Here is a 12,426-nt window from a genome sequence, read left to right as displayed (position 1 = left end):
GGGTTGAGGGCAATGAACCCCTGCCGGGCGTCATGACAACGTTGGACTTGCCAGAGACGCGGCGGACAAGCCCGGCGTCACGTGATCAGGGGCGGCGGGTAGATCCTGTCCGCCCGCCTGGGCTGGTAACAGGCGACCGTGCGATGAAAGACTTCGATCTCGCTGTCCTCGCGCCAGCCCGGCAGGCCGGACAGTGGCAAGGGGCGCAAGTCCAGCGGGTCGTTCAGAATGTCACCGCGCTGGATGGCCCCGGCGCACTGATCGATGATGACGTCTAACGGCCGGCCGTTGGCATGGACAGCAATCGCCTTGCCGACCAGCAGCTTATCCGGCGTCAATGCATGCTCCAGCAAGGCGTGTCCGAACACGCAAAGTCGCGCACGACCGTCCCGCCATGCGTCGCGATGACGCCAGAACAAGCCGTGCCAGTCGTGGGCATCCCAAAGCGACATCAAGCTGAGGTCGTCGAGCGCAACGATGACCCCTGCTTCGTCGAAGTGGGTCAGCGCGTACTGCGCGCGCGAGCGCATTTGCGGCCCCATATGGGCGATCTCGGCCACCTGCCTGGCGTTGAGCGCGCGCTTGATGGCCGGATAGCGAATCCAGATCAGCGCATTGAACAGGTCATGCCAGTTCGCCTCGCGCGTTGCGATGGCACCCTGCGCGTGAATCCGCGACTCGTAATGCAGGCCATCGTCCAGCAAGTCACGCGTCTGGGCGACGAAACGATGGCCGGCACCGGGAGGCAGCAAGGCATTGAGCTCCACGACGGAGGGCCATGCCGGCCGCCGCAGGCAATCGGCGTAGGCATGCCAGTCAGCCAGGGGCTGCCTCGCATGCACCACGGGATCGACGGACTCCCGCGCCGGCGCCACATAGCGCATCGCGGAAGCCACGGACGTTTAGATGGCCAAACGAGCGTGCAGGTCGTGCTCGTCGGCGGACTCCACCACCACGTCCACGAACTGACCAGGCTTCAGCAGCACGCCCTGGGGGATATGCACCACGCCGTCAATTTCCGGCGCATCGGCGGCGGAGCGTGCCACGGCACCCGCGGCACTCACTTCATCGACGAGCACCTTGAGCGTCTTGCCCACCTTGCGCTGCAGCTTCGCCGCAGAAATCTCGGCCTGCACAGCCATGAACTGCTCAAGGCGATCTTCCTTGAGTTCCTCGGACACAGCGCCCGGCAACTCGTTGGCCTTGGCACCATCGACCGGCGAGTAGGCGAACGCACCCACGCGATCCAGCTCGGCTTCGCGCAGGAAGTCGAGCAATTCCTCGAATTCCTCGTCCGTTTCGCCAGGGAACCCCACGATGAAGGTGCTTCGAATGGTGAGATCGGGGACGGCCTTGCGCCAGTTGCGCACGCGCTCCAGGGTCTTCTCGATGTTGCCCGGACGCTTCATCAGCTTGAGGATGCGCGGGCTGGCATGCTGGAACGGGATGTCCAGGTACGGCAGCAGCTTTCCGTCGGACATCAACTGCATGACTTCGTCGACATGCGGATACGGATAGACATAGTGCAGTCGCGTCCAGACACCGAGTTCGGACAATCCTTCGCACAGTTCCGTCATGCGCGTGCGATAGCGCTTGTCGCGCCACTGGCGCTCGGCATACTTGAGGTCGACGCCATAAGCGCTGGTGTCCTGCGAAATCACCAGCAGCTCCTTGACGCCGCCCTTCACCAGCTTCTCGGCCTCGATCAGCACCTCGTCCACCGGGCGCGATACCAGATCACCGCGCATCGACGGGATGATGCAGAAACTGCAGCGATGATTGCAGCCTTCCGAGATCTTCAGATACGCGTAATGCTTGGGCGTCAGCTTGATGCCGGTGTCCGGAATGATGTCCAGCAGAGGGTTGCGCTTCTGCGGCAAGGCCGAATGCACGGCACTCATCACGCTGCTGTAGTCCTGGGGACCGGTGATCGCGAGCACGTCCGGATAGGCCTCCCGGATCAACTCCGAACGCTTGCCCAGGCAACCGGTGACGATCACTTTGCCGTTTTCGTGCAGCGCCTCGCCGATCGCATCAAGCGACTCCTGCACAGCGGCATCAATGAAGCCACAGGTGTTGACCACCACGGCATCGGCAGCGTCGTAACTGGGCACGATTTCGTAGCCCTCGACCTTCAGCTGGGTGAGGATGCGCTCGGAATCGACCAGGGCCTTCGGACAACCGAGGCTGACGAAGCCGATCTTGGGGGACGCCTGGGACATGGGCTGATCAACCGTAAACATGCAGGAAACCAGACATTATACGTCAGGGCGGGCCCATTGCCTGCGTCGGTAGAATTCCCGATTTCGCCCCTTCCAGGAGCCTCACCATGGGCCAGACGCTGTCGCTCAATACCACCCGCATGCAGTGCATCGGCGCCTATATGGCCAAACCCGACGGCAAGCCCAAGGGGGGCATCGTGGTCATCCAGGAGATTTTCGGGGTCAATGACCACATTCGTCGGGTCACGGATCGCTTCGCCGAAGCCGGTTATGTAGCCATCGCGCCGGCATTCTTCGACCACCTTGAGACGGGGCTGGAGCTTGCCTACGATCAGGAAGGCATGCAGCGCGGCAAGGCCCTTGTCACCGAGCTGGGCCTGGACCGGGCCGTGGAAGACGTCGCCAGCGCCGCGGAAGCCATCGCCTCGGCCGGGAAGATCGGCACGGTCGGCTATTGCTGGGGCGGGACTGTGGCGATGCTCTCAGCCTTCCGCCTGGGGCTGCCCTCGGTGAGCTACTACGGCGCGCGCAACGTGCCGTTCCTGGGCGAAACACCCAAGGCGCCGGTGATGTTCCACTTCGGCGAACACGACAAGAGCATTCCGCCGGACATGGTGGAGAAGCACCGCCAGATGCTGCCTCAGATGGACATCTTCACCTACCCCGCCGACCACGCCTTCAATCGCGACATCGGCGCCCAGTACGACCCGGCCAGCGCCAGCCTGGCCTGGGAGCGCACCCTCGGCTTTTTCGGACAGCATCTGGCATGAGCACCCCCGGCTTTGTTCTCGACACCCGGCTTGCCGCCGACACTCGCGCCGTTGGCCAGCTGCCGCTTTGTGACGTGCTGCTGATGAACGACACTCGCTTCCCCTGGCTGGTGCTGGTGCCCCGGCGCACGGGACTGGTGGAGATTGCCGACCTCCCCGAAAGCGCGCAGATCGAGCTGTGGCAAGAGGTGAATGCAGCGGCTGCCGCGCTGCGCAGCGTTGCACCGTTCGATAAGCTCAATATCGGTGCGCTGGGCAACATCGTGCGACAGTTGCATGTTCACGTCGTCGGCCGTCGCGAGGGCGACGCTGCGTGGCCGGGCCCCGTCTGGGGCAGTGGTCCTGCGCACTCGTACGACGACGAGGATCGCGACGCCCTCCTGGGCGAACTGAGGAACGCACTGAGGATATGAACAAAAAAGGCCCGCTTTCGCGGGCCTTTTCCTGGGAAGCGGCAGCCTTACTGCTGCTGACGCTGCGACGGGTCGTAACCGCTGTCGCTGGCGCTCTTGCCCTTCAGTTCGTCATTCATCTTGACCGGCGCATGGTAATCCTCAAGCTCGCGAGCCTTGGTCTCGACCGGGTTGATTTTCTTCAACTGGCCACCGTCGTCGTAATACACGGTGAAACCATAGTCGAGCTGCATGCGCGCCATGAATTCGAGATGCTGCTTGCGGATCTTCGAATCATCGCTGCGCTCGAGCAGCACGGTCTTGGGCAAGCGACCCTGGTCCTTCAGGTAGGCGAAGTGGCTGCCCGTATCCAGCGCCGACAGCACGGCGCCGTCCACCAGGAACTGGCCGCTCTTGTAAGCCTGGATGGTGGTATCGAACTGGCTCTTGACCGAGTCCGTCTTGACTTCGGCGCTCTTGGTGTCGCCGCGATGGCAACCGGCAAGCACCAGCATGCTGCCCAGCAGGATGGCAGCGGCGACGCGGCCCAGCAGCGTGGTTGAACGGATCATGCGTGTCTCCAGCAATCAATCGGTGTGTGTGTAATGAACGGAGTGTAACGCTGTGCGGGCCGGGCATCGCGAAGCCACATGGCCTGCATTCAGCTGCGTCGCACCGCGCGTGACGCGATGGACGCAAGATCCTTCAGGTGCGCGGCAGGGTGACGCCCGTCTGGCCCTGGTATTTGCCGCCGCGATCGCGGTAGCTGGTCTCGCACTCTTCGTCCGACTCCAGGAACAGCATCTGCGCCACGCCTTCGTTGGCGTAGATTTTCGCGGGGAGCGGCGTCGTGTTGGAGAATTCCAGTGTCACGTGGCCCTCCCACTCCGGCTCGAGGGGCGTCACGTTGACGATGATGCCGCAACGCGCGTAAGTGCTCTTGCCCAGGCAAATGGTGAGCACGCTGCGCGGGATCCGGAAGTACTCGACCGTGCGGGCCAGCGCAAAGGAATTGGGCGGGATGATGCAGACGTCCGACTTGATGTCGACGAAGTTGCCCTGCTCAAAGTTCTTCGGGTCGACGATGGTCGAGTTGATGTTGGTGAAGACCTTGAACTCGTCGGCGCAACGCACGTCGTAGCCGTAGCTGGAGGTGCCGTAGGACACGATTTTGTCGTTGTTGCGGATCTTGATCTGCCCCGGCTCGTACGGCTCGATCATGCCGTGCTGCTCCGCCATGCGGCGGATCCACTTATCGGATTTGATGCTCACTCGGGCTCCCAATGCCTTGGCTTCGCCCACCGCGCGAGGGTGGACGGACACAAGCCCCGGAAAATAGCGGATCGGTCGATACCCCGCCAGTCGGCTTCGGACGATTTCACAAGGAGGGGACTTCGTCAGCAGCCCCGCGCAACACTCCTTCACTCACCGAATTTTCGTCAGCGGACCGCAAGTCTCGCGCCACAAGCCATTGATATACCTATTTTTTTTCGACGCCACAGGATCTCATCCAAACTGAGCGAGCGCTAAATATCGCCCGTCAACCTACGTCAACACGGCTCCGCGGCCCCCGTTCTCCGCAACACCCGGGTTAGCAAATCCACCTCGGACACTCACAGGAGAGCGTCATGTCGAACCGTTCCACCCTCACCCGCATCGCCCTGGCCGCCGCCATCCTCACCAGCCTTGGCTTCACGGCCGTGGCCAGCGCCCAGGAGGCGCCGGTCAATCACGACGTACAGCGCAATGTCGATCAGCAGGAACGCATCGAGAACGGCGTCAAGGACGGCCAGCTCACCACCAGGGAAACCTCCCAGCTGGAACAGGGTCAGGCACACGTCGACCGGATGGAGCAGCACGATCTCAAGAACGGCCCGCTGACCCAGAAGGAACAGGCGCAGATCCAGCACGCCGAAAACGTGCAGAGCAAAGACATCTATCGCGATACGCACAACAACCGCGGCCAGAACCCGGACTCGAAGTCGTCGCGTCGCATGGCCTCGGACGTCCAGCGCGATGTGAACCAGGAAAAGCGCGTCGACCAGGGCGTGCGCAGCGGTTCACTCAATGACGCGCAGACCGCCAAGCTGCAGGGCCGTGAAGCGCATATCGACCATGAAGAGCGCGTTGCCGGGGCCAACGGCCACGTCAGCCGCGGGGAGCAGAAGCAGATTCAGCGCTCCGAAAACCACACCAGCCGCGCCATCCATCACCAGAAGAAGCTTGGCGCGTAACCCGGAAGGGCGTGCCGATGGCCGGCACGCTGCTGATACGAGACGGGCGCCCCAGGGCGCCCGTCTTTTGCGTCAGGTTGACGGTGCGCCTTGCACCACGATCTTGCCCAGGCCAAGAGACTTGTTCCGTGGCTGCTTCGACAGTCGACCCGCCGCATTGCGCGCGATGTCGCGATAGCGCGCCGTAAGATCCGAGGTCGGCAGGGCCGCGACGACGGGCGTACCGCTGTCGGCCTGTTCGCGGATGCGGATGTCCAGCGGCAACGAACCCAGGTACGGCACGTTGTACTGACCGGCCATGCGCTCGCCGCCACCCGCGCCGAAAATGGGTTCTTCGTGTCCGCAGTTCGTGCAGATATGCGTCGCCATATTCTCGACGATACCCAGCACCGGCACTTCCACTTTCTCGAACATCTTCAGCGCCTTGCGCGCATCGAGCAATGCGATGTCCTGCGGCGTGGTGACAATGACCGCGCCAGCCACGGGCACCTTTTGCGAGAGCGTGAGCTGGATGTCGCCCGTACCCGGCGGAAGGTCAATGACGAGGTAGTCGAGCTGTTCCCAGCGGCTGTCGGTCAACAACTGCATCATGGCCTGCGTGACCATCGGGCCGCGCCAGATCATCGGCGTCTCTTCGTCCACCAGGAAACCGATCGACATGGCCTGCAAACCGTGCGCCTGCATCGGCGTGATGGTCTTGCCGTCCGGCGACTCCGGCTTGCCGCTGATACCCAGCATGCGCGGCTGGCTGGGGCCATAGATGTCGGCGTCGAGGATGCCCACGCGCGCGCCTTCTGCCTGCAGGGCCAGCGCCAGGTTGGCCGACACGGTCGACTTGCCCACGCCACCCTTGCCCGACGCCACCACGATGATGTTCTTCACATTGGGCAGCGGCGCGAGCGCACCCTGCACCTTGTGGGAGTAAACGCGGCTGGTCAGCGACACCGAAGCGCTGTCGATGGCCGGATCGGCTTCAAGGGCTTGCTTGATGCGCTGACTGAGTTCCGCCACGCCGCCCTGCGCCGGATAACCCAGTTGCAGATCCACCGACACGCGCGCGCCGTCGACACCGACCGCCCGCAGGCTTTCGGCAACCGGTGCACCGGTATGGGAATCGGAAAGTTCGCCGAGAATCTGGCGAACCAGGGCTTCACTTGCCTGGGTCATGGGAATGGTCTGAAAGCACGAAGGGGGACGACATTATGCCAGCCATGGCGACCCAGCCGGGCCTTGCGCATTGCAGCTTGACGGGGGAACGGCGGCTCGTCAGTCTCCATCCATACTCTTTCGTACGGGAGGACTCCATGAAGTCAGTGCTTCGCTTTGCCATCGCCACCGGCCTGTTGCTGGGCGCCGCCGCCGCGTTCGCGGCCAACAACTCACCGGTCGGTACCTGGAAGACCATCGACGACAAGACCAAGCAGCCCAAGTCCATCGTGCAGATCACCGAAACCAATGGCGAACTGCAAGGCAAGGTGCTCAAGGTGCTCCAGTCCGACGACGGTCCGCATCCGGTCTGCAAGGAATGCGACGGCGACCGCAAGAACCAGCCCGTGGAAGGCATGGTGATCATGTGGGGCGTCAAGGCCGATGGCGACGAATGGGATGGCGGCAAGATCCTCGACCCGAAGAACGGCAAGGTCTACAAGGTCAAGCTCAAGACCATGGAAAACGGCACGAAGCTCGACGTGCATGGCTACATCGGCTTCTCGCTGATCGGCCGCAGCCAGGTGTGGGTGCGCGAGGAATAATGCGCCGCGAGGCGACGGTCATGTCGATGACCGTCGCCTCGCTGCACTCAGGTTGCCTCCAGGATGTAGAACTGGAACAACGCATTTTTTCCAGGTAATCGCCCCACGCGCGCCAGCAGGCGCAAGCCAAGCTCAGCCGCATGAGCCTCGGGGTTGATAAGCACCGGCGTATGCCCGAAGACAAACATGCGGCCACCTCGGCGCAGCAGCGTCGCCAGCGAGCGAAAGTAGACCTCCGCCTCCTTTCGTGTAACGACTTCGGCGTTGAGAAACCGCACGATCAGCGCATCGCAACTCCCGGCGATACAACGCGGCTGACTGGCGCAGGCGACGGCGAAATCAAGATTCGGTTCGCTAAAGCGCGCGGTCGCGAGGGCCACCATTGGCGCGGATACGTCTGAACCCAGACACCGAAGATTCGGAAATGCGCGCGCCACGGATGCGATGAATGCGCCCGTCGAACAAGCCGGATCGTAAACAAGCGAGCCCGGCCCGGCGAATGATCGCAAGCAGGCAATGGCAAACTCGCGAAAATGCTGTTCGCCCGCATCCAGTGTCTCGACCAGCCTCGCGGTGGGCTCCCATGCCGTCGAGGGAACGACAAATTCGCTGCCATCGTCCGCCATGCATGGGTGAGGAAACACCAGGGACGTATCGCTGCATGCCTCTGCCTCATTGAAGAAACGCACGCAGGCAGACCGTTCGGCAACTTCATAGGCCACATGAAGATCGCCGCCGTGCGCGGACATGGCGAGAAGCCTTCCCCGAAGCATGCTCGCATCGACCAGGCTGAACGCGCACCCGCTTTTCATTGGCGCAGCGAGCGCACGCCGACCCACCCAATCCTGCCCTTGCGCGCGAAGCACGAACCATGGATGCCAGCCGGCGTAACCATGCTCGATCGAGACCGCATGGGTGACGGCGCGCATCGCTTCGGCATCCGTTATCGACATCGCCAGCGGCCACTCATGCCGTCTGCGCTGCCAACTTCCCACGCCCGCCGGGCAGCACGACGTTGCCGCTTCCCACGACGAAAAAGCGCTCGAAACCCGGCACCGTGACGTTGACGAGTGCCAGCCCTTCATCCGTCTCGCCAAGCACGCAGGCAGCCGCGTGAAACCCACGGCCGGCCAGGGCTTCGACAATCGTTTCGATCTGATGATCAAGTGGCCGACGGACATCGCCGTCGAGCCGCTCCGATTCCATGGAAGACCCCTGGAGCGCGTTCACGCTGAACATCAGTGCACGGTACAGCGCCGGAAACCCACGCAACGACGCTTGCGCCAGTGCAAGATCGTCACCGCACCAGCCATTCGAGACGGCCAGGTGCACCTGCAGCAGTTCGGACAGTGCCCGAAAAGCCGCGTGGATGGGGCTCAGCGACGCGCCGGCGCCATAGACATGCGGTCCGTCATACGTCGCATGCGCGAAAGCGAGGCAAGTCGTCACGCCAAAACCCGTGGAGATATTGAGGAGGACCAGCTCGGCCCCGATGATGCCGCGAATATCATCGATCAGCACGCCAAGGTCATCCGGAACCTGGCTGAGATCGACCCTGCGCAAGGGGCTGCCGGAGCGGTAGTAGAAGTGGGTAAGCAGGAACAGCGACAGTGCATCACGTTCGATGCACTCATTGAGAGCGTGCAGCGTCGCTTCGGCGACGTTGCCGCCCATCGCGGTGCCACTGTTGCTTGCGTAACGGCGCAGATGCCGATAGTCGAAGGTGTCACCCGCAAGGCGCTGGCGCTCATACCCGGGCAGAGCCAGTGACAAAGGTTGAAGCGTCGTCGCGCCGTCACCGAGCCGGGTGTATGTTCGGCAGGCAATCCGGGCGCCCGGCTGTTCGCGCAGCAGCGCCATCGGAAGGTGGTCGGTCGTTGCCTGTTCTGCGGCCTTATCCACGGGAACGACGCAGGCATGGCGCCCTCCCCAGCGTTCGGTGAGCCAGTGCTCGACGGCTTCGTATTTGCCCCCGACGAGAGCCGACCGAAGCTTCCCTTTGCCGGCACCGCGATGGATGACATCCTGCCCGCGGGTGAGCCGAGCCAGGCATACGCCGTGCCGCTCACCGTGCATGCGCAGGCGCCACGACAAGCCCTCGGCATGGACAAATCGATCGATACGACGCTCGGCCTCGTCCAGGCTGAATTCGCGCTCGACATCATTCGACATGGTGCAACTCACGTGGCGGGCATCAGAGCCCCCTCGAACGAGGGGGCTGCCTTCTGAGGCTGGATCCAGCCATCAATCCTGTCGCTGAAGCTCGGCGAGCTCTTCGGCGGACAACTCCACGTCCTGCACCACACCCTCGGCGTTGACGACCTGCTCGCGATTGAGCGGGTTCGAGAGGCCACTCATGACATAACCCATGATGCTTGCTCCTTGTGGTTTGCGCCGCGGCGTTGCGGCGAGAACCATCATCGCTGCTGGCGATGGCTGCGCAACGCCAAGACATGAAGCCTCAATGAGCATTACATGAAGGGATCACCCCTCATCGGCGCGATGCACCTGCGGTCCCCGCGCGGTCAGTGATGCGACGATCGACCCATCCGTATCGCCTTCCACGACGATGTGCTGGACATCGGCGGTCTCTGCGATGCGATAAGTGGCCACCGTGTTGATTTTGTCCGACGTGACGACCACGACCGTTTCGCCGCACGCACGGACCATGGCGCGCTTGAGCCGCGTCTCCTCGCTGTCGAATCCCCACAGGCCACTCTCGGCATCCATGGCGCAGGCGCCAGGAAAGCAAATGTCCGCTCGAATCTGTTCGATTTCCTGCAGAGCCTGAGCGCCGACCGTCGCACCCACACGAGGATCAATGCGCCCCCCGATGAGCAGGATCTCGAAGCCTTCCCGCTCCATCAGGACCTGCGCGATGTCCGGTGCATTGGTGACCACCGTCAGGTCCAGATGGTCTGGCAAGGCTGCGGCAATGGCGGAGTTCGTCGTGCCCGCGTCGATCATCAGGATCTGGCCGGCGCGCACGAGCGTCGCCGCCTTTCGCGCCAGCGCCTGTTTGCGCATGACGTTTTCCTGGCGACGCTCTTTCAGCGGAGCAACCGCGGCAGACAGCGGCAGTGCACCGCCGTAGACGCGTTTGCACAAACCTTGCGCAGCGAGCTCGCGCAGATCTCGTCTGATGGAATCTTCCGAAACGTCAAACTCGCGAGCCAGCTCAACGGCAACAACACGTCCTCGCTGACGCAAACGCTCGATGATCAACCGCTGCCGCTCCTCCGGCAGCGCGTCCACGGGCGTATTCATGGCACGCCTCCTGCGCGGGCCAGAACGCCATGCGCGACAAGCCAATCCCGAAAGCCGCCCGCACCCTGGAACTGCCACGCGCGCATACCCAGTGCGCGGGACGCGTCCACGTTGCGAGCCGAATCGTCGACATACAACGCCCGATCCGGATCGATAGCGTAGCGCTGGAGCAGCACGTCGAAGATGCGTGCGTCTGGCTTGATCAGATGCTCCTCGCCCGACACCACGATGCCTTCGAACCACTGCAGGAATTCGTAGCGCTCCAGCGCGATAGGAAAGGTTTCATGCGACCAGTTGGTCAGCGCATAGAGGCGGATGCCCGCGGCGCGGAGTTCGGCAAGGATATCGATCGTGTCCTGAAACACGCCGCCGAGCATCTTTTCCCATCCTGTCCGATAGGCTTCGATCATCGCCTGGTGCTCCGGGAACTGGCTGACCAACATCGCCGTCGCCTCATGCCACGAGCGGCCAGCATCCTGCTGCTCGTTCCATGCCTGATTGCAGACGTGCGCGAGAAAATGCTCCATCGCCTCGTCGTCGTTGAAAACCGGGCGGAAGAAGTGGCGAGGGTTCCAGTCGATCAGAACGCCACCCAGATCGAAAACCACCGTATCAATCATGCCGTTTTCTCCTGACGAGGGCGTACGATGCGCGCCGCGCCTGCGACCAGCATGAGCATGCCGGACACTGTGCCGAGCGCCATCGGCAGGCTGCTGCCGTGCGAAATGAAACCGATCAAGGCGGGACCACTAAGCAGACCCGCATAGCCAAGCGTCGTCACTGTCGCGATGGAGATGGCCGGCGAGGCGCCCGGCATGTGGCCGGCCGCACTGAACATAACGGGCACGATGTTGGATGCGCCCAGGCCGATCAGCACGAATCCGAACAAGGAGGCTCCCGGCCACGCGATGCCAGCTGCGAGAAGGAAGCCGGTTGCTGCCAGTAGTGCACCGCCTCGCACGGCCCACTCGGGACCAATTCGCTGCACGACCTGGTCGCCCGTGAGGCGTCCTGCGGCCATGGCAACGGAGAAGCAGGCGTAGCCAATGCCCGCGCCTGCCGCAGTGAAGCCGCGGAAATCCCTGAGGAACACCGCACTCCAGTCAAGCATGGATCCTTCTGCCAGGAAACTCACGAAGCACAGCATGCCCAGCAGAATGACCAGCAGACCCGGCACCCGGAACACGCTGTCTTTCACGTCGTCCCTGGCGACGCCCGGAAGCAATCCCGAACGTTGCGTCAGCACGATGACGACGATGAGCGCGGTGACCACGACACTGGAGGCCATCAAAGGGACGCCGAGCGCCAGCATGGCACTCATCCCCGCTGCGCCAGCGAGGCCGCCTACGCTGAAAAGCCCGTGAAAGCCCGACATCAGCACGCGTCGCTCCATGCGCTCCACTTCCACTGCATGCGCATTCATCGCCACGTCCACCGCACCAAGCATGACGCCGAAGTAGAGCAAGGCGACCAGCAAAGTGATCACATGGCTGGCCGTGGCCAGCGCCGGCAGGGCCAGGCTGAGCAACAAGCCGCAGGTGACGATGACCCGGCGGTTGCCGAAGCGATGACTCAGCCAGCCGACGAAGGGCATTGAAACCATCGAGCCACCGCCAAACGCCAGCAGGAGGAGGCCCAGCTGGGCGTCGTCCAGACCGAGGCGCGTCTTGGCGTAAGGCACCATGGGCGCCCAGGCCGACATGGCGATGCCGGATAGCAGGAAGATGAGTCGCGTGGCCCGGATCGCGGTCGGGCCTGAGGGCATGGGGATACTCGGCGGGGGCATGAGG

At 63.1% G+C, this 12,426-nt stretch carries 15 protein-coding genes; 4 read left to right on the top strand and 11 right to left on the bottom strand.

What is annotated here, in order from left to right; translation table 11 throughout:
• Window positions 1–77: 77 nt before the first annotated feature.
• A complete protein-coding gene (locus EYV96_RS01060; RefSeq protein ID WP_131151439.1) occupies window positions 78–884 on the bottom strand; it encodes a DUF3025 domain-containing protein in 807 nt (268 codons plus the stop codon).
• A gap of 18 nt (window positions 885–902) precedes the next feature.
• Complete coding sequence (rimO, locus tag EYV96_RS01055; RefSeq protein ID WP_131149679.1) at window positions 903–2,222, bottom strand: 30S ribosomal protein S12 methylthiotransferase RimO; 1,320 nt, start codon at window positions 2,220–2,222, stop codon at window positions 903–905.
• A gap of 107 nt (window positions 2,223–2,329) precedes the next feature.
• Between rimO and EYV96_RS01050 the strand changes: the two genes are divergently transcribed.
• On the top strand, window positions 2,330–2,992 hold the full coding sequence (locus EYV96_RS01050) for a dienelactone hydrolase family protein (protein ID WP_131149678.1): 663 nt from the start codon (window positions 2,330–2,332) through the stop codon (window positions 2,990–2,992).
• Window positions 2,989–3,405, top strand: a complete 417-nt coding sequence (locus tag EYV96_RS01045; protein WP_131149677.1) for an HIT domain-containing protein — start codon at window positions 2,989–2,991, stop codon at window positions 3,403–3,405. Before EYV96_RS01050 ends, EYV96_RS01045 begins: the two co-directional genes overlap by 4 nt.
• A gap of 47 nt (window positions 3,406–3,452) precedes the next feature.
• Here the strand turns inward: EYV96_RS01045 and EYV96_RS01040 are convergent, their stop codons facing one another.
• Together EYV96_RS01040 and dcd are read right to left on the bottom strand one after the other, a co-directional pair.
• Window positions 3,453–3,956, bottom strand: coding sequence for a hypothetical protein (locus EYV96_RS01040; RefSeq protein WP_131149676.1), 504 nt, complete (start codon window positions 3,954–3,956; stop codon window positions 3,453–3,455).
• Between the two features lie 133 nt (window positions 3,957–4,089).
• Window positions 4,090–4,656, bottom strand: coding sequence for a dCTP deaminase (gene dcd, locus EYV96_RS01035; protein ID WP_131149675.1), 567 nt, complete (start codon window positions 4,654–4,656; stop codon window positions 4,090–4,092).
• Window positions 4,657–5,012: 356 nt separating this feature from the next.
• Here dcd and EYV96_RS01030 point away from each other — a divergent pair, with 356 nt between their 5' ends.
• Window positions 5,013–5,618 (top strand): hypothetical protein, encoded by a 606-nt coding sequence (locus EYV96_RS01030; RefSeq protein WP_205746060.1) that lies wholly within the window; start codon window positions 5,013–5,015, stop codon window positions 5,616–5,618.
• Between the two features lie 72 nt (window positions 5,619–5,690).
• Here EYV96_RS01030 and apbC read toward each other — a convergent pair whose 3' ends face one another.
• Complete coding sequence (gene apbC, locus EYV96_RS01025) at window positions 5,691–6,785, bottom strand: iron-sulfur cluster carrier protein ApbC (RefSeq protein WP_131149674.1); 1,095 nt, start codon at window positions 6,783–6,785, stop codon at window positions 5,691–5,693.
• 137 nt (window positions 6,786–6,922) lie between these two features.
• On the opposite strand from apbC, the gene EYV96_RS01020 reads away from it, so the two are divergent.
• On the top strand, window positions 6,923–7,369 hold the full coding sequence (locus EYV96_RS01020; protein ID WP_131149673.1) for a DUF2147 domain-containing protein: 447 nt from the start codon (window positions 6,923–6,925) through the stop codon (window positions 7,367–7,369).
• A gap of 47 nt (window positions 7,370–7,416) precedes the next feature.
• Here EYV96_RS01020 and EYV96_RS01015 read toward each other — a convergent pair whose 3' ends face one another.
• The 6 genes from EYV96_RS01015 to EYV96_RS00995 all read right to left on the bottom strand — a co-directional run bounded on the left by EYV96_RS01015 (window position 7,417) and on the right by EYV96_RS00995 (window position 12,401).
• On the bottom strand, window positions 7,417–8,298 hold the full coding sequence (locus tag EYV96_RS01015; RefSeq protein ID WP_165488548.1) for a class I SAM-dependent methyltransferase: 882 nt from the start codon (window positions 8,296–8,298) through the stop codon (window positions 7,417–7,419).
• A 37-nt stretch (window positions 8,299–8,335) separates the two neighbouring features.
• Window positions 8,336–9,541, bottom strand: coding sequence for a YcaO-like family protein (locus EYV96_RS01010; protein WP_131149671.1), 1,206 nt, complete (start codon window positions 9,539–9,541; stop codon window positions 8,336–8,338).
• 72 nt (window positions 9,542–9,613) lie between these two features.
• Window positions 9,614–9,739 (bottom strand): hypothetical protein, encoded by a 126-nt coding sequence (locus EYV96_RS19000; RefSeq protein ID WP_276320303.1) that lies wholly within the window; start codon window positions 9,737–9,739, stop codon window positions 9,614–9,616.
• A gap of 114 nt (window positions 9,740–9,853) precedes the next feature.
• Entirely contained in the window at window positions 9,854–10,636 is a 783-nt protein-coding gene (locus tag EYV96_RS01005) for a DeoR/GlpR family DNA-binding transcription regulator (protein WP_131149670.1), read from the bottom strand.
• Window positions 10,633–11,256, bottom strand: a complete 624-nt coding sequence (locus EYV96_RS01000; RefSeq protein WP_131149669.1) for an HAD family hydrolase — start codon at window positions 11,254–11,256, stop codon at window positions 10,633–10,635. Before EYV96_RS01000 ends, EYV96_RS01005 begins: the two co-directional genes overlap by 4 nt.
• On the bottom strand, window positions 11,253–12,401 hold the full coding sequence (locus EYV96_RS00995; RefSeq protein WP_240732302.1) for an MFS transporter: 1,149 nt from the start codon (window positions 12,399–12,401) through the stop codon (window positions 11,253–11,255). Before EYV96_RS00995 ends, EYV96_RS01000 begins: the two co-directional genes overlap by 4 nt.
• Window positions 12,402–12,426 lie beyond the last annotated feature (25 nt).

Source organism: Dyella terrae (genome assembly GCF_004322705.1).
Lineage (GTDB): Bacteria > Pseudomonadota > Gammaproteobacteria > Xanthomonadales > Rhodanobacteraceae > Dyella_D > Dyella_D terrae.
This window is presented reverse-complemented; position numbering and strand designations above follow the sequence as displayed.

Bases quoted from the DNA above. Each gene is read 5' to 3' on its own strand.
- EYV96_RS01050 (WP_131149678.1), top strand. From the start codon at position 2,330: ATGGGCCAGACGCTGTCGCTCAATACCACCCGCATGCAGTGCATCGGC.
- EYV96_RS01005 (WP_131149670.1), bottom strand. From the start codon at position 10,636: ATGAATACGCCCGTGGACGCGCTGCCGGAGGAGCGGCAGCGGTTGATC.
- EYV96_RS01045 (WP_131149677.1), top strand. From the start codon at position 2,989: ATGAGCACCCCCGGCTTTGTTCTCGACACCCGGCTTGCCGCCGACACT.
- EYV96_RS01040 (WP_131149676.1), bottom strand. From the start codon at position 3,956: ATGATCCGTTCAACCACGCTGCTGGGCCGCGTCGCCGCTGCCATCCTG.
- EYV96_RS01000 (WP_131149669.1), bottom strand. From the start codon at position 11,256: ATGATTGATACGGTGGTTTTCGATCTGGGTGGCGTTCTGATCGACTGG.
- EYV96_RS01010 (WP_131149671.1), bottom strand. From the start codon at position 9,541: ATGTCGAATGATGTCGAGCGCGAATTCAGCCTGGACGAGGCCGAGCGT.
- rimO (WP_131149679.1), bottom strand. From the start codon at position 2,222: ATGTCCCAGGCGTCCCCCAAGATCGGCTTCGTCAGCCTCGGTTGTCCG.
- EYV96_RS01030 (WP_205746060.1), top strand. From the start codon at position 5,013: ATGTCGAACCGTTCCACCCTCACCCGCATCGCCCTGGCCGCCGCCATC.
- apbC (WP_131149674.1), bottom strand. From the start codon at position 6,785: ATGACCCAGGCAAGTGAAGCCCTGGTTCGCCAGATTCTCGGCGAACTT.
- EYV96_RS01060 (WP_131151439.1), bottom strand. From the start codon at position 884: ATGCGCTATGTGGCGCCGGCGCGGGAGTCCGTCGATCCCGTGGTGCAT.
- EYV96_RS19000 (WP_276320303.1), bottom strand. From the start codon at position 9,739: ATGGGTTATGTCATGAGTGGCCTCTCGAACCCGCTCAATCGCGAGCAG.
- EYV96_RS01020 (WP_131149673.1), top strand. From the start codon at position 6,923: ATGAAGTCAGTGCTTCGCTTTGCCATCGCCACCGGCCTGTTGCTGGGC.
- EYV96_RS01015 (WP_165488548.1), bottom strand. From the start codon at position 8,298: ATGCGCGCCGTCACCCATGCGGTCTCGATCGAGCATGGTTACGCCGGC.
- EYV96_RS00995 (WP_240732302.1), bottom strand. From the start codon at position 12,401: ATGCCCTCAGGCCCGACCGCGATCCGGGCCACGCGACTCATCTTCCTG.